At 73.3% G+C, this 15,638-nt stretch carries 14 protein-coding genes; 2 read left to right on the top strand and 12 right to left on the bottom strand.

The window, feature by feature from the left end; translation table 11 throughout:
* Positions 1–19 precede the first annotated feature (19 nt).
* The 8 genes from ABWK59_RS23355 to ABWK59_RS23320 all read right to left on the bottom strand — a co-directional run bounded on the left by ABWK59_RS23355 (position 20) and on the right by ABWK59_RS23320 (position 6,226).
* Positions 20–1,303 carry a cytochrome P450 gene (locus ABWK59_RS23355; protein WP_354642554.1) on the bottom strand — a complete coding sequence of 428 codons (1,284 nt, stop codon included), beginning with the start codon at positions 1,301–1,303 and terminating at the stop codon, positions 20–22.
* Positions 1,300–1,932, bottom strand: a complete 633-nt coding sequence (locus tag ABWK59_RS23350; RefSeq protein WP_354642553.1) for a GTP-binding protein — start codon at positions 1,930–1,932, stop codon at positions 1,300–1,302. Before ABWK59_RS23350 ends, ABWK59_RS23355 begins: the two co-directional genes overlap by 4 nt.
* Positions 1,913–2,272 carry a DUF742 domain-containing protein gene (locus ABWK59_RS23345; protein WP_354642552.1) on the bottom strand — a complete coding sequence of 120 codons (360 nt, stop codon included), beginning with the start codon at positions 2,270–2,272 and terminating at the stop codon, positions 1,913–1,915. The genes ABWK59_RS23350 and ABWK59_RS23345 overlap by 20 nt, the downstream gene beginning before the upstream one ends.
* Before the next feature lie 31 nt (positions 2,273–2,303).
* Complete coding sequence (locus ABWK59_RS23340) at positions 2,304–2,717, bottom strand: roadblock/LC7 domain-containing protein (RefSeq protein ID WP_354642551.1); 414 nt, start codon at positions 2,715–2,717, stop codon at positions 2,304–2,306.
* Complete coding sequence (locus ABWK59_RS23335; protein WP_354642550.1) at positions 2,714–4,327, bottom strand: sensor histidine kinase; 1,614 nt, start codon at positions 4,325–4,327, stop codon at positions 2,714–2,716. Before ABWK59_RS23335 ends, ABWK59_RS23340 begins: the two co-directional genes overlap by 4 nt.
* A gap of 241 nt (positions 4,328–4,568) precedes the next feature.
* Positions 4,569–5,111 (bottom strand): Clp protease N-terminal domain-containing protein, encoded by a 543-nt coding sequence (locus tag ABWK59_RS23330; RefSeq protein ID WP_354642549.1) that lies wholly within the window; start codon positions 5,109–5,111, stop codon positions 4,569–4,571.
* Position 5,112: 1 nt separating this feature from the next.
* Complete coding sequence (locus tag ABWK59_RS23325) at positions 5,113–5,349, bottom strand: helix-turn-helix transcriptional regulator (RefSeq protein ID WP_354642548.1); 237 nt, start codon at positions 5,347–5,349, stop codon at positions 5,113–5,115.
* A 118-nt stretch (positions 5,350–5,467) separates the two neighbouring features.
* A complete protein-coding gene (locus tag ABWK59_RS23320; protein ID WP_354642547.1) occupies positions 5,468–6,226 on the bottom strand; it encodes an SDR family oxidoreductase in 759 nt (252 codons plus the stop codon).
* A 142-nt stretch (positions 6,227–6,368) separates the two neighbouring features.
* On the opposite strand from ABWK59_RS23320, the gene ABWK59_RS23315 reads away from it, so the two are divergent.
* A complete protein-coding gene (locus ABWK59_RS23315; protein ID WP_354642546.1) occupies positions 6,369–7,136 on the top strand; it encodes a potassium channel family protein in 768 nt (255 codons plus the stop codon).
* 118 nt (positions 7,137–7,254) lie between these two features.
* Here ABWK59_RS23315 and ABWK59_RS23310 read toward each other — a convergent pair whose 3' ends face one another.
* The gene (locus tag ABWK59_RS23310) at positions 7,255–10,152 is read right to left on the bottom strand and encodes a vitamin B12-dependent ribonucleotide reductase (protein ID WP_354642545.1); all 2,898 of its coding nucleotides are present in this window, start codon (positions 10,150–10,152) and stop codon (positions 7,255–7,257) included.
* Between the two features lie 178 nt (positions 10,153–10,330).
* A complete protein-coding gene (nrdR, locus tag ABWK59_RS23305) occupies positions 10,331–10,822 on the bottom strand; it encodes a transcriptional regulator NrdR (RefSeq protein ID WP_354642544.1) in 492 nt (163 codons plus the stop codon).
* Positions 10,823–11,248: 426 nt separating this feature from the next.
* Here nrdR and lexA point away from each other — a divergent pair, with 426 nt between their 5' ends.
* Entirely contained in the window at positions 11,249–11,983 is a 735-nt protein-coding gene (gene lexA / locus ABWK59_RS23300) for a transcriptional repressor LexA (protein WP_420492943.1), read from the top strand.
* Positions 11,984–12,098: 115 nt separating this feature from the next.
* On the opposite strand, the gene ABWK59_RS23295 is transcribed toward lexA, so the two are convergent.
* Entirely contained in the window at positions 12,099–14,183 is a 2,085-nt protein-coding gene (locus ABWK59_RS23295) for an ATP-dependent DNA helicase (protein WP_354642543.1), read from the bottom strand.
* Between the two features lie 12 nt (positions 14,184–14,195).
* Entirely contained in the window at positions 14,196–15,635 is a 1,440-nt protein-coding gene (locus tag ABWK59_RS23290) for a lysine N(6)-hydroxylase/L-ornithine N(5)-oxygenase family protein (protein ID WP_354642542.1), read from the bottom strand.
* Positions 15,636–15,638: the final 3 nt, after the last annotated feature.

Below are 15,638 nucleotides of genomic sequence, written 5' to 3'. Positions count from 1 at the left end.
ACAGGCCGGTCGGCCACGGTCAGTCGGCCACGTAGCCGGGCGTGAAGGCCACCGGCAGTGCCACCAGGGCCCGCACCCAGGCGGACGGGCGCCACACCAGCGCGCTCTCGGTCACCGCGAGGCGCAGGTCCGGCAGCCGGTCGAGCAGGACCTCGATCGCCGTGCCGGCGATCACCTCGGCGGCCTCCCGGGCCGGGAACGGGCAGCCGTGCTCGCCGGCCGAGAAGCTGAGGTGGGCCCGGTTGCCCTCGGCGGGCCGGCCGTCCTCCTGCCGCACGGTGGGGTCGGTGTTGGCCCCGGCGAAGCCGAGCAGCACCATGTCGCCCTTGGCGATCCGCTGCCCGCCGAGCTGGGTGTCCCGGGTCGCCCAGCGGCCCGCGAAGATCTGGGTCGGGGTGTCCTCCCAGAGCGCCTCGCCGAGCGCCTGCGCCACCGAGCGGCGGCCGCCGGAGAGCGAGGCGGCGAACCGCTCGTCGGTGAGCATCAGCCGCAGCGCGTTGGAGATCCAGTACGCGGTGGTCTGGTGGCCGGCGATCAGCAGCACCCGCAGGTCCCGCATGACCTCCTCGTCGGTCAGTCCGGCCGGGTGCTCCAGCAGGCGGGAGGTGAGGTCGACGGTGGGCCGCTCGCGGCGGCGCCGGACCAGCGAGAGCATCACGTCGAGCAGCTGCTGGGCGCCGGCCTGGGCGTCGGCGCCGCCGTCCAGCATCGCCAGCAGGGCGCGGATCAGCAGCGGGGTGTCGTCCTCGCCGAGCCCGAACATCCGGCACAGCGCCAGCAGCGGCAGCTGGTGCGCGTACTCGGCGACCAGTTCCGCCTCGCCGCGGCCGGCGAAGGCGTCGATCAGCCGGTCGGCGATGTCCTCGCAGAACTTCCGCAGCTCGTACGGGTCCACCGCGGCGAGCGCGTCGGTGACGGCGGCGCTGCGGCGCTGGTGCTCGGCGCCCTCGGTGTAGAGGAGCGAGGGCACCGGGGCCATCATCGGCTTCAGCGGCCAGTCGGCGGGGATGCTCGGCCACAGGTGCCAGCGGCTGGAGTCCCGGCCGAACACCTTGGGCTGGCTCGTCACCAGTTGCAGTTCCCGGTAGCCGATCACCAGCCAGGCGGGCACCCCGCCGGCCAGCTCCACCGGCGCGACCGGGCCGTGCGCCTCGCGCAGCTCGCGGTAGACCCCGCCGGGGTCGGTCTGGAACCGCGGCCCGTACAGCGGCGCCGCGTCCGGGTGGACCGGGCAGCCCGGCGGCGGGGCGGGCTCGGAGACGGGCTCGGGCTCGGCCCCGGGGGCGGTCACGGGCTCGGTCACGGCGTGGACTCCTCTTCGGCTTCGGCCGCTTCGGCCAGGTCGTGGAGATGGCGCACCAGGGCGAGCAGGACCTGCTTGCTCGACTCGCGGTCCCGGGCGTCGCAGTCCAGCAGCGGGACGTGCGCGGGCAGGTCGAGGGCGGCGCGGACGTCCTCCAGGGCGTGCCCCTCGCCGCCGAAGTCGTTGCGGGCCACGACGAAGGGGGTGCCGCGCTGCTCCAGCCGGTCGATGGCGTGGAAGGACTCCTCCAGGCGGCGGGTGTCCACCAGGACGACGGCGCCGAGCGCTCCCGTGAACAGCCGGTCCCACAGGAACCAGAACCGCTCCTGCCCGGGCGCGCCGAACAGGTAGAGCACGGCGTGCTCGTCCAGGGTGATCCGGCCGAAGTCGAAGGCCACCGTGGTGGAGCGCTTGCCGCGGATGCCGGAGAGGTCGTCCACCTCCTCGCCGGCCTTGGTCATCATCTCCTCGGTGTTGAGCGGACGGATCTCGCTCACCGAGCCGACCAGGGTGGTCTTGCCGACGCCGAAGCCGCCGACCACCACGATCTTCAGGCCGTTGTCCGTGGTGGACGCCAGCGGCGTCCGGAGGTCCGGCAGCAGCGCGGCGTCAGAGCCGTTGGAGGCCATGGAGCACCTGCTTCAGCGTGTCGAGGTCGGGGAGGTTCGCCTTGGCGGGGGCGAACCGGGGGTGGCGGGCGGTGATCCGGCCGGTCTCCAGCAGGTCGCCGAGCAGGATCTTCACCACGCTGACCGGCAGGGCGAGTTCCGCGGCGACCTCGACCACCGCGGTGGGCGTGGCGCACAGCTCCAGGATCCGGGCGTGCTCCGACTGCATCCCGGCCACCGGCTCCTGCTCGGTGACGATCAGGGTGACCAGGTCGAAGGCGTGCTCCGGCGGGCGGCTGCGCCCCCGGGTGACGGTGTAGAGCCGGTCCGGGCTGTCGTCCCGGTGCGAGGGCCCGCTCATCGCGCCGCCCGGCCCGGCTCGCGCCGCGCGCTCACCCCGCGGCCCGGATCTCGCGCGGCGGGGCGCTCAGGTACGTGCCGATCTGCTCGATCAGCCCGTGCATGTTGTGTCCGACCACGCCTACGTCCGCGTCGTCGTCGGTCACCACGGCCAGGTGGGCGCCCTCGCCGGCGGCGACGATGCACAGGATCCCGCCGTGGAACTCGGTCATCGACTGCCGCACCCCGCCGCTGCCGTCGCCGAACTCGGCGGAGGCGCCGTACGCCAGGCTCTGGATGCCGGAGGCGATGGCCGCCAGCTGGTCCGCCTGGTCGGTGCCCAGGCCCGCGGTGTGGCAGAGCTTCAGGCCGTCGGCGGACAGCACCAGGGCGTGCCGCGTGCCGGGCGTGCCGTCCAGCAGGTTGTCCAACAGCCAGGCCAGGTCGCGGTCGGTACTGCTGCTCATCGGGAATCGTCCTTCGGGTGTGCGTCGGGGGTGGCGGGCCCCTGCTGCAGGGCCTTGCGGAACGCGCCGAACCGGGCGGCCGAGGCGGCCGGGCCGGAGCGGACGGACTGCGCCGCCGGGGCGGGCGCGGCCGGGCTGGTGAGGGTGGGGGCCGTGGTCAGGGTCTGACCGCGGCGGCGCTGCGGGAGCCCGCCGACCCGGGCGGGGACGGCGGCGGGGGCGGCCGGGCCGGGCTCCGGGCGGCGCGGCTCGACGGCGGCCCGCGGGTTGGGGGCCGCGGCGGCCTCGATCGCCTTGGCCACGACCGGGGCCGGGTGGCTGATCAGCTGACCGGGGATCAGCACGACCACGCCGGTGCCGCCGCGCGCGGAGGGCCGGAAGGAGATCGCCATGCCGTGCTTGCGGGCCAGCGAGCCGACCACGGCGAGGCCGAGCCGGGTGCCGGAGGAGAGCGCGGTGAGGTCCGCGGCCCCGCCGGAGACGGCCTGCTCGGCGCGGCGCAGCCAGCTCTCGCTGAGGCCCAGACCGCCGTCCTCGACGGTGATCACCAGGCCGGAGTGCGCCTCCTCGACGTACACGTGGACCTCGGCCGGCGGGGCCGAGAAGTTGGCGGCGTTGTCCATCAGCTCGGCCAGTGCGTGCATCACGCCCTCGGCGGCGAAGCCGGCGACCGCGGCGGTGGAGGCGGAGTGCAGCCGGACCCGCTGGTAGGCGCCGATCCGGCCGAGGGCGCCGCGCAGGATGGACTCGACGCCGATCGGCTTGGTCCAGCGGCGGCCCGAGCGGGCGCCGGTGAGCACGGCGATGGAGTCGGCCATCCGGCCCACCTGGGCGGTGGAGTGGTCCAGGCTGAGCAGGTCGCCCAGCACCTCCTCGGAGTGCCGGTGCTGCATGTCGCGCAGTTCGGCGTGCATCGCGGTGGCCAGCGCCTGGACCCGTCCGGCGGCGGTGGCGCAGACGGCGAGGGCGGCGGCCCGCTGGCGCTCGCCGTGACCGATCTGCTCGGCGACGGTGCGCAGCAGGCCGGCGTGCGGGGCGTCGCGGTGGTCGGCGAGGGCGGTGTCCACCGAGGAGCCGGCCCGCAGCCGGTCGATCACCTCGGGCAGGACCTGGTCGCGGAGCGCGGCGAGCGCGGCGCGGTCCTCGGCGGCGGTGACCGCCTCGGCGCGCAGCACCGCGGCCTCGGCCTCGGTGCGGGCCAGTTCGGCGCGGGCGGCCCTGAGGTCCTCGCGGTCGCGCTCGGCCTCGGCCTGGGCGGCGGCGAGGGCGGCGCGCAGGGCGGCGGCGGCATTGTGGGTGGCGGTGAGGTCGATGTGCAGGGCACCGGCCCGGCCCCGCAGTTCGGTCACCTCGTGCCGCAGCGGGCCGAGTTCGGCCTCGGCGCGGCGGGCCCGGCCGGCCAGCCGGGCGGCGGCGAGCACCAGGGCCGCCCAGCACACCGCGGCGACGCCGACGGTCCCGGCCACGGCCGGGCGGTGGGAGGGGGCGGTGGTGGCGACGGACGCGACGGACGCGCCGATCCCGGCCACGATGCCGACCAGGGCCCACAGGGTGGTGCCGCCGTCCCGGCCGGGGTCCACCTCGCGGGCGGGGCGCGTGCGAGCTCTCATCTGTCCGGTCCTCGGGGGCAGGTGTCAGCGGCGGTGCGGTCGTCGGCGCGCGTCCGCCCGGGGCGCTCGCAGGAGGGCGATTCGGACGGACGATCGGTTCACGCGGTCAGCAGATCATATCCATTCACCTTTTGGACTCAACCGTCGAGTTGACGTTCAGTCGCACAAGCTGACGCTGCGCATCCGTACCAGCCGGGGAATCCCTGGTCGGAGCGGGGGTGGCCGGCCCCCGCTCGGACGGTCAGGCCTCCCCCAGCCCCGCCTCGACCTTCCGGCGCAGGGCGTCGGGGTCCAGCCCGTGGTCGGCCAGCACCCGGGCGGCCAGCCCCTCGCCCTCGCGCAGGATGCCGAGCAGCAGGTGCCCCGGCGCGATGGACTTCCCACGCAGCCGGAGCGTCTCGCGCAGGGAGAGTTCCAGCACCTTCCTGGCCCGGGCGTCGAACGGGCTGCGGAGCTTCGACGGCCGCTCCGCGGGCGCCGGCCGGTCCATCGCCCCCTCGCCGAAGGCGGCCTCCACGGCCTCCCGGACGGCGTCCAGGTCCACGCCGATCGCCGCCAGCGCCCGGCCGTCCATGTCGCCGCGGGTCAGCCGCACCACCGCGGCGCGCGCGGTCGGGTGGTCCAGGCCCATCTCCACCAGCACCGCTGCCGCGGGGTCGGCCGGCTCCCGGAGCAGGGCGAGCAGCAGGTGCTCGGTCCCGATCCGCTCGTGGCCCAGCTCCCGGGCCTCGTCCTGGGCGCCCGTCACGACCCTCCGGGCGGCGGCGGTGAACCTCTCGAACATCTCAGCCCTCTCCTCTCGACCCACCGAAGATCCGCTTGGCGTACTTCTTGTGCACGGCCTGCCGGCTGACGCCGAGGCAGCCGGCGATCTCCTGCCAGGACCAGCCCTGGCTCCGCGCGTTGCCGACCTGGAGGTCCTCCAGACGGTCGGCCAGGTCGCGCAGCGCCCGGACGGCCCGCAGGCCGATCGCCGGATCCCGACTGCTCGCGTCCGCCGCGAGCTGCTTGGTCTCGCTCATGCTGTCAACTTAGGTTGACAGTCGCGGATTGTCAACCAAAGTTGACAACCGGAAGGGGTGAGGGGTTCTCCAGGCCGATCAGCGGAGGCAGCGGCCGATCAGCGGTGGCAGCGGCCGGTCAGTGGTGGTAGCGCTCGGCCAGCACCCGCTCGAAGGTGATCCGCCCGTCCCGGTGCTCCGGCGCCAGGTGCCGCCCCTCCCGGTACGCCCGGAAGGTCCGCCCCGGCAGCCGGACCGGCAGCAGGGGCCGGTGCAGCCCCCGTGCCGCCAGGTACGACCGGGCGAGCTCCTCGAACGCCCGCACCTCCGGCCCCCCGAAGTCCGCCACCCGGCCGGACGGACCCACCGCCACCAGCTCCGCCAGCCGCCCGGCCACGTCCCGGACGTCCACCGGCTGGAACCGCAGCCCCGCCGGCACCGGCATCACCGGCAGCCGGGCCGAGCCGTCCATCAGCCGCAGCAGCAGGTCGTGGAACTGGGTCGCCCGCAGCACCGTCCAGCCCGTCCCGGCGTGCTCCACCTCCCGCTCGGCCGCCAGCTTCGCCCGGTAGTACGGCAGCGGCACCCGGTCGATCCCCACGATCGACACGTACAGCAGGTGCGGCACCCCGGCCGCCGTGGCGGCCCCGGCCAGCCGCCGGGCCGCCGCCACGTCCCGCCGGCCGTTGGTGGTGGCCAGGTGCACCACCACCCGGGCGCCGGCCACCGCGGTCGCCACCCCCTGCCCCGTCACCAGGTCGCCGACCGCCCAGGCGTGGTCGCCCGGCGTGTGCGCCTGCCGGCTCAGCACCCGCACCGGCTCGCCCTCGGCCAGCAGCCGGCGCACCACCGCCCGCCCGAGAGTGCCGGTACCGCCCGTCACCAGGACCGCTTCCACCGTCCGCTCCCCTCTCCGGGCCGGACACCGCCCTGCTCGGTACCCGCCCGGGCCCGGCACCGGCCGACGGCCGGCCGCCTGGCTCGTGTGAGAAAGTCGTCCCCGCCCGACCATCCTCGGTGACGCGCCCGGAGACCACGAGATGAACCGCCTGGAACGCTGGGAACGCCGTACCCAGACACCATTGATCGGCCTGGCCGTGCTCTTCGCACTCGCCTACGCCGCACCGATCCTCGCCCCGAACGCCGACCCGCTGCTGCTGCGCGGAGCCGTCTGGACCGAGTGGGCCGTCTGGGCGGGCTTCACCGCCGACTACGCCGTCCGGCTCACCCTGGCCGAGCACCGCTGGGGCTTCGTCAAGGGCAACCCGCTCTCGCTCGCCGCCGTGGTGCTGCCGCTGGTGCAGCCGCTCCGGCTGCTGCGGCTGGTGTCCACCCTGCTGCTGGCCGGGCAGCGGGTCCGGATGGCCGCCCAGGTCCGGCTGACCACCTACGTGGTCGGCGCGGTGCTCGGGCTGCTGGTGTTCGGCTCGCTGGCCGTGCTGGAGATCGAGCGCTCCTCCCCCACCGCCAACATCCGCACCCTCGGCGACGCCCTCTGGTGGTCCTTCACCACCATGACCACCGTCGGCTACGGCGACCACACCCCCACCACCGGCCTCGGCCGGCTGCTCGCGGTCGGCCTGATGCTCTCCGGCATCGCCCTGCTCGGTGTGGTGACCGCCAACATCGCCGCCTGGTTCATCGCCCGCTTCGAGGCCGACGACCGGATGGACCACCTCAACCACCAGGCGATCCTCGACCTCACCGCCGAGGTCCGCGAACTCCGCCGCCAGCTCGCCGAGGTCACCGGCACCCCCGTTCAGCCCCCGCCGCCCGCGTCCGAGCCCCTCGCCCTCGCCGACGACTGAGGCCGGCACCCGGCGGGGGACGGCGGAAACAGCGGAAACAGCGGAGGGGACCACCCGGTGGGTGGTCCCCTTCACTGCGACCGCCGGTCACCGGATCGGTGACCGGCGGTCAGCGGCGTCAGCTGCAGCCGCTGGTGGAGCCGCAGCCCTCGCAGAGGTAGCAGCTGCCGGCGCGGCGCATCTTGGTGCCGCAGGAGAAGCAGAGCGGCGCGTCCGCGTTCATCCCGAGCTGGATCTCGGCCAGCTCCGTGGAGTTGTGGGCCTTGGCCGGCGCGGACTTCGGCTGGTCGGCGACCGGGAGCTGCGAGACCGGCGCGACGGCCTGGGGCTTCTCGGTCCGCGGCGCGGACTGGGCCAGGCCCTCGACGTCCACGTCCTCCTCGACCGGCTCGTAGGAACCGGTCTCCAGGTGCCGCTGGCGCTCCTCGACCGAGTGGATGCCGAGGGCCGAACGGGTCTCGAAGGGCAGGAAGTCCAGCGCCAGGCGACGGAAGATGTAGTCGACGATCGACTGGGCCATCCGCAGGTCCGGGTCGTCCGTCAGACCGGCCGGCTCGAAGCGCATGTTGGTGAACTTCGAGACGTAGGTCTCCAGCGGAACGCCGTACTGCAGGCCGACCGAGACGGCGATGGAGAAGGCGTCCATCATGCCCGCGAGGGTCGAGCCCTGCTTGGACATCTTCAGGAAGACCTCGCCGAGGCCGTCGTCCGGGTAGGAGTTGGCGGTCATGTAGCCCTCGGCGCCACCCACCGTGAAGGAGGTGGTGATGCCGGGACGGCCCTTCGGCAGGCGGCGGCGGACCGGACGGTACTCGACCACCTTCTCGACGACCGGGGCGGGCGCCTGGGCGGCCTTCTCCTCGGCCGGCGCGGACTTGGTCTTCGCCGACAGCGGCTGGCCGACCTTGCAGTTGTCGCGGTAGATGGCCAGCGCCTTGACGCCGAGCTTCCACGCCTCGAAGTAGATCTCCTCGACCTCCTCGACCGAGGCGTTCTCCGGCATGTTGACCGTCTTGGAGATGGCGCCGGAGATCCACGGCTGGATCGCCGCCATCATCCGCACGTGGCCCATCGGGGAGATCGACCGCTCGCCCATCGCGCAGTCGAACACCTCGTAGTGCTCGGTCTTGAGGCCGGGGGCGTCGATCACGTTGCCGTGCTCGGCGATGTGGGCGACGACCGCCTCGACCTGCTCGGCCTGGTAGCCGAGCCGCTTCAGCGCGCGCGGGACGGTGCCGTTGACGATCTGCATCGAGCCGCCGCCGACCAGCTTCTTGAACTTGACCAGCGCCAGGTCCGGCTCGACACCGGTGGTGTCGCAGTCCATCATCAGGCCGATCGTGCCGGTCGGGGCCAGCACCGAGGCCTGGGCGTTGCGGAAACCGTTCTGTGCGCCGATCCGCAGCACGTCCGCCCAGGTGGCGGTGGCGGCGGACCAGACCGGGGCGTCCAGGTCGTCCACCGACACGGCGGCGCCGCTGGCGTCCGCGTGCTGCTGCATGACCCGCTGGTGCGGGGCGGCGTTGCGGGCGTAGCCGTCGTACGGGCCGACCACGCCGGCCAGCTCGGCGGAGCGGCGGTAGGCGGTGCCGGTCATCAGCGAGGTGATGGCACCGGCCAGGGCCCGGCCGCCCTCGGAGTCGTACGCGTGGCCGGTGGCCATCAGCAGGGCGCCGAGGTTGGCGTAGCCGATGCCCAGCTGGCGGTAGGCGCGGGTGGTCTCACCGATCTTCTCGGTGGGGAAGTCGGCGAAGCAGATGGAGATGTCCATCGCGGTGATGACCAGCTCGACGACCTTGGCGAAGGTCTCCGCGTCGAAGGAGTCGTCCTCGCGGAGGAACTTCATCAGGTTGAGCGAGGCGAGGTTGCAGCTGGAGTTGTCCAGGTGCATGTACTCGCTGCACGGGTTGGACGCGTTGATGCGGCCGGACTCCGGGCAGGTGTGCCAGTGGTTGATCGTCGAGTCGTACTGGATGCCGGGGTCGGCACAGGCCCAGGCGGCCTCGGCCATCTTGCGGAACAGCTTCTTGGCGTCGACGGTCTCGATGACCTCGCCGGTCATCCGGGCGCGCAGACCGAACTCGGTGCCGTTCTCCACCGCGGTCATGAACTCGTCGGAGACGCGGACCGAGTTGTTGGCGTTCTGGTACTGGACGGAGGTGATGTCGTCGCCGCCCAGGTCCATGTCGAAGCCCGCGTCGCGCAGCGCGCGGATCTTCTCCTCCTCCTTCACCTTGGTCTCGATGAAGGCCTCGACGTCCGGGTGGTCCACGTCGAGCACGACCATCTTGGCCGCGCGCCGGGTGGCGCCGCCGGACTTGATGGTGCCGGCGGAGGCGTCGGCGCCGCGCATGAAGGAGACCGGGCCGGAGGCGTTGCCGCCGGAGGACAGCAGCTCCTTGGAGGAGCGGATCCGGGAGAGGTTCAGGCCGGCACCGGAGCCGCCCTTGAAGATCATGCCCTCTTCCTTGTACCAGTCGAGGATCGACTCCATGGAGTCGTCGACGGCCAGGATGAAGCAGGCGGACACCTGCTGGGGCTGCTTGGTGCCGACGTTGAACCAGACCGGCGAGTTGAAGCTGAACACCTGGTGGAGGAGGGCGTGGGTCAGCTCGTGCTCGAAGACCTCGGCGTCCTCGGGGGTGGCGAAGTAGCCGTGCTTCTCGCCCGCGGCACGGTAGGTGAGCACCACGCGGTCGATGATCTGCTTGAGGCTCCACTCGCGCTGCGGGGTGCCCACGGCGCCGCGGAAGTACTTCGAGGTGACGATGTTGACCGCGTTCACCGACCAGAAGTCGGGGAACTCCACGCCGCGCTGCTCGAAGTTGATCGAGCCGTCGCGCCAGTTGGTCATCACGACGTCGCGCCGCTCCCAGGTGACCGCGTCGTAGGGGTGGACGCCAGGGGTGGTGTAGATGCGCTCCAGCCGCAGGCCGGCCTTGGGCGTCTTGGCGGCGCCCTTCACCGCCTTGTCCGACTTCGAGCCGCGTGCGGAACCGCTCGTCGTGTCCGTCACTGTCTTCCTCCTCCTGGGCAAACGCCCTAGGCACCCCGATTACTCCGGGGGTACCGCTGGTTCGCTTCTCCTGTGTGCGGGCAGGCGGGAACCCGACCGCGGTGCACGTTGTGTGGCGATGTGTGCGCACTCCGGGAGCGCGCTCCGGCCCGGGGGACCGGGTGGGACGGCCGAGCCGTCAGGGGGCGGCGGCGGGCACCGGGGCGCCGGCCTCCGCGGTGAGCGGCCGGTCGTCGCGGAGCTCCGCGATGGCGGCCTCGAAGTCCTCGAGGTTGTCGAACGCCCGGTAGACGCTGGCGAAGCGCAGGTACGCGACCACGTCGAGCTCCTTCAGCGGACCGAGTATGGCCAGCCCGACGTCGTGCGTCGACAGTTCGGCGCTTCCGGAGGCGCGGACGCACTCCTCGACCCGCTGGCCGAGCTGCGCGAGCGCGTCCTCGGTGACCGGGCGGCCCTGGCACGCCTTGCGGACACCGGAGATCACCTTCTCCCGGGAGAAGGGCTCGGTGACGCCGCTGCGCTTGATCACCATCAGGGTGGCCGTTTCCACCGTGGTGAATCGGCGGCCGCAGTCGGGGCACTGGCGGCGCCGGCGAATCGAGCTGCCGTCGTCGCTCGCACGCGAGTCGACCACTCTGCTGTCCGGATGCCGGCAGAAGGGGCAGTGCACCTGGGACTCCCTCCCTGCGGGCATGACGAACGGACTCGGAACCTCGGACCACTGTACCGGACCACGGCGGCCGACGCGGACCCCGACCACAACCTGTAGTCCCGACCGAGCAGGCTAGCCACAAGATCTGGGGCGAACGGCTCGACGCGCCGCTACGGGTCGAAATCTTCACGGTGGGTGAAATAGACTGTTCGCATCGAACATTTAAGCGAGCTACACCCAAGGCCTTGATCGAGTCAGCCAACCTCGAATAAATTCACTCGAACGTGTGTTTGGCGCAACCTTTCGATAGGTGCACCAGTTGAGCTGGACAAAGGGAGAGCACCTGTCGAATGAGGGGCCGCCATGACCACCGTTAACGCTGTCGACGCCAAGACCGCCATCCCGGTGCAGGAGCGTTCCGGGCGCACCACGGACCAGGAGAGCATGGACCAGAGCATGAGCCGAAGCCACCCCGTCGAGGACGCCGCGCTCGTGGCGCAGACCCCCGTTCGCTCCCTCCCCGGCCGTCCTCCCGGCATCCGCACCGACGAGGCGGGCCTGACGGAGCGCCAGCGCCGCGTCATCGAGGTCATCCGGGATTCGGTCCAGCGCCGGGGCTACCCGCCGTCCATGCGTGAGATCGGCCAGGCGGTCGGGCTGAGCAGCACCTCCTCGGTGGCGCACCAGCTGATGGCGCTGGAGCGCAAGGGCTTCCTCCGCCGCGACCCGCACCGCCCCCGGGCGTACGAGGTGCGCGGGGTCGAGGTGGCCCGCCCCAACACCGCCGACACGGCCGGCCGCCCCTCCACCTCGTACGTGCCGCTGGTCGGCCGGATCGCAGCCGGCGGGCCCATCCTGGCCGAGCAGACGGTGGAGGACGTGTTCCCCCTGCCGCGTCAGCTGGTCGGCGAGGGCGAGCTGTTCGCGCTCACCGTGCGCGGTGACTCGATGATCGACGCGGCCATCTGCGACGGCGACTGGGTGACCGTCCGCCGCCAGCCGGTGGCCGAGAACGGCGACATCGTCGCGGCCATGATCGACGGCGAGGCCACGGTCAAGCGGCTGAAGCGCGAGGACGGCAAGATCTGGCTGATGCCGCACAACCCGGCGTACGAGCCCATCCCGGGCGACAACGCCACCATCCTCGGCAAGGTCGTCGCCGTCCTGCGGCGCCTCTGAGGCACCCGGCCGGCCACGGAAGGGGCGTGTGGGGGTACCTCCCGGCATTCGACCGGGAGGTACCCCCACACGCCCCTTGTGGTTGCCCGAGCGGGTTCCCGCGCCGCCCTCGGAGCTACTTCACAGGCTTGACCGGCGCCGCCGAGGCGTCGATGGCCGCCAGCGACCTCCGCACCTGGTTCCGGTCGGTGGTGTACCAGAAGTCCGGCATCGAGGACCGGAAGAACCCGCCGTACCGGGCGGTGGCCAGCCGCGGGTCCAGGACCGCGACGATCCCCTTGTCGTCCGCGGCGCGGACCAGCCGGCCGGCGCCCTGGGCCATCAGCAGCGCCGCGTGGGTGGCCGCCACCGCCATGAACCCGTTGCCGCCGCGCTGTTCCACGTCCTTCTGCCGGGCGCTCATCAGCGGGTCGTCGGGCCGCGGGAACGGGATCCGGTCCATCACCACCAGCTGGCAGGCGGAGCCGGGCACGTCCACGCCCTGCCAGAGCGACAGGGTGCCGAACAGGCAGGTGGACGCGTCCGAGGCGAACTCGCGGATCAGCTCGCCCAGGGTGTCCTCGCCCTGCAGCAGGATCCGCTGGTCAAGCCGCTCGCGCAGCGCCTCCGCGGCGGCCTGGGCGGCCCGCATCGAGGAGAACAGGCCCAGCGTGCGCCCGCCCGCGGCCCCGATCAGCTCGGCCAGCTCGTCCAGCATCTCCGGCCGGTCCGGCTCCCGGCCGGGCGGCGGCAGGTGCCTGGCGACGTAGAGGATGCCCTGCTTGGGGTAGGTGAACGGGGAGCCGACGTCGATGCCGCGCCAGTACGGCGGGGCGTCCTCGCCCGGCTCCACGGGCGGCTCCTCGGCGGTGCGGACGTCCGGCAGGCGCCCCTCCACCGGCAGGCCGACCGAGGCGGCGACCCCGTTGAAGTCCCCGCCGAGCTTGAGCGTGGCGGAGGTGAGGACGACCGAGCGCTCCTTGTAGAGGTTCTCCCGCAGCAGGCCGGAGACGCTCAGCGGGGCCACCCGCAGGGAGGCGGCGCCCAGCCCGAAGCGGTCGCTGCGCTCCACCCACACCACGTCGTACTCGGACTCGGTGAGCAGCCGGTCGGCCGTCTCGTGCAGGGTCTCCGCCGAGGCCATCGCCTGCTTGCGGACCGCGTCCTCGTCGCTGAGCGCCTTGTCGCGGGTCTCGCCGAGCGAGGTGATCACCTGGCGGCAGGCGTCCCGGATGCCGGCGACTGCGTAGCCCAGGTACTCGGGCATCTCCTCGATCCGGCCGGGCTGGGCGGTCTCCATCAGGCCGTGGAAGTTCTCGGCGGCCGCCTGCAGGGCGTCCACCGCCTTCTCGTTGGCGAGCTTGGCGGCCCGCCGTACGGCGCGGTTGACGGCGTGCACGGTGAGCTCGGCGGTGGCGGCGCCGGTGACCCGGTTCACCAGCTCGTGGGCCTCGTCGATGATCAGCAGCCCGTGCTCGGGCAGGACCGGGGCGCCCTCGATGGCGTCGATGGCCAGCATCGCGTGGTTGGTGACCACCACGTCGGCCAGCTTGGCCCGCTCGCGGGCCTGCTCGGCGAAGCACTCCTGGCCGTAGGCGCAGCGGCTGGCGCCCAGGCATTCCTTGGAGGTGACCGCGAGCTGGGCCCAGGCCTTGTCGGAGACGCCGGGCGAGAGGTCGTCCCGGTCGCCGGTGTCGGTCTCTTCGGCCCACTCGCGCAGCCGGAGCACCTCGCGGCCGAGCTTGCCGGTGGGGCCGCCGAGGGCGTCCACCGGGTCGAACAGGCCGTCGCCCTCGTCGGTCGGGGTGCCCTCGTTCGCCCGGTGCAGGCAGAGGTAGTTGGAGCGGCCCTTGAGCATGGCGAACAGCGGGCGGCGGCGCAGCGTCGGGTGGAGGACGTCGACGGTGCGCGGGAGGTCGCGTTCGACCAGCTGGCGCTGCAGGGCGAGGGTGGCGGTGGCCACCACGACCCGGTCGCCGTGGGCGAGGGCGGGCACCAGGTAGGCGAGGGACTTTCCGGTACCGGTGCCGGCCTGGACGAGCAGGTGCTCGCCCTCGTCGACGGCGGAGGCGACCGCCTCGGCCATCCGGACCTGGCCGGGGCGCTCCACGCCGCCGACCGCGGTGACGGCGGCGTGCAGCAGCTCGGGGATCCGGGAGGTGGGGACGGCCGGGGTGTCGTCGTCGCCCGCCGGGGGCTGGGGTGCGGAGTCGTCTCTCATGGCCGTCCCAGCCTACGGGGCGGGAGTGACAGTGCGGGGCCGTTGGCCCGAGGGGGCGCCCGCGGGGTGGAGCGGGTCGGTGGGCAGCAGGTCGGGCAGCCCCTCCGGGTGTCCCGCGGGCAGGGTGGGCTGGAGGGGGACGGTCGGCGGTCCGGGCGGGCCGAAGGTGGTCCAGGCGGTGCGGTCGGGCAGGTCGTGGAGGGTCGTCCCGGCGACGGCGTTGAGGATGACGGCGGCGCGGTGGGCGCCGAGGCCGAGGTCGGGGGTGCCGACCCCGTGGGTGTGCAGTTCCGCGTTCTGGACGTAGAGGCCGCCGGTGAGCGGCGGCCTGGTGGCGACCCGGTGGTCGAGGTCGACCCGGTAGCGGCCGTCGGTGTCCCAGTCGACGAGGTCGGCGATCGGGTCGAGGGCGGCGGGCCGGACGGACCGGTAGCCGGTGGCGAGGACGAGGGCCTCGGTGCGGATCCGGTACCGGTGGCCGGAGTCGACGTGCCGGCAGGTGAGGTCGACGGTGCCGCGGGGGCCCTCCTCGGCGGAGGTGACGGCGGTGCCCGGGAGGATCTCGACCGGTTCGGCGTCGAGCGGGCGGCCGACGGTCCGCTGGTAGAGGTGGTCGTGGATGTCGGCGAGGGTCTCGGCGCTGGCGGCCTTGTGCAGTTGCCACTGGGCGGGGACGAGGGCGTCCCTGACCTCGGCGGCCAGGCCGTGGAAGTAGCGGGTGTAGTCGGGGGTGAACTGTTCCAGGCCGAGCTTGGAGTACTCCATGGGCGCGATGGCCCGGGTGCGGGTGAGCCAGCGCAGCCGGGTGCCGTCGCCGGAGCGGGTGCGCAGCAGGTCGAGGAAGACCTCGGCGCCGGACTGGCCGGAGCCGATGACGGTGATGTCCCGGGCGGGGGCGAGCCCCTCGCGCCGGTGGAGGTACTCGGAGGAGTGCAGGGTCCGCGGGTGGCCGCACAGGAGGGCGAAGGCCTCGGGGCGGACCGGCCGGGTGCCGACGCCGAGGACGACGTTGCGGGCCCACCGGTCGCCGCGGTCGGTCTCGGCCCGGAAGAGCCGGCGCGGGCCGTCCCAGTGCAGGGCGGTGACCTCGGTGCCGAAGCGGCAGTTGGGCAGGCGGTCGGCGGCCCAGCGGCAGTAGTGCTCGTACTCGCGGCGGGGCAGGTGGAACCGTTCGGCGAAGTAGAAGGGGAAGAGCCGGCCGTGCGCGCGCAGGTAGTTGAGGAAGGACCAGGGGCTGGTCGGGTCGACCAGGGAGACCAGGTCGGCGAGGAACGGCACCTGCATCCGGGCGCCGTCCACCAGCATGCCGGGGTGCCAGCTGAAGGCCGGCTTGGCGTCGAGGAAGAGCGTGCGCAGGCCGTCGGCCCGGTCGGCCAGCGCGGCCAGTGACAGGTTGAACGGGCCGATGCCGACGCCCAGCAGGTCGTACGGGTCGGGCTGGGGGTGGTCCATGGT

Source organism: Kitasatospora sp. HUAS MG31, assembly GCF_040571325.1.
In the GTDB taxonomy this organism is placed as follows: domain Bacteria; phylum Actinomycetota; class Actinomycetes; order Streptomycetales; family Streptomycetaceae; genus Kitasatospora; species Kitasatospora camelliae.
The sequence above is the reverse complement of the archived record's forward strand: the minus strand, read 5'-3'. Positions and strand labels throughout refer to the sequence as shown.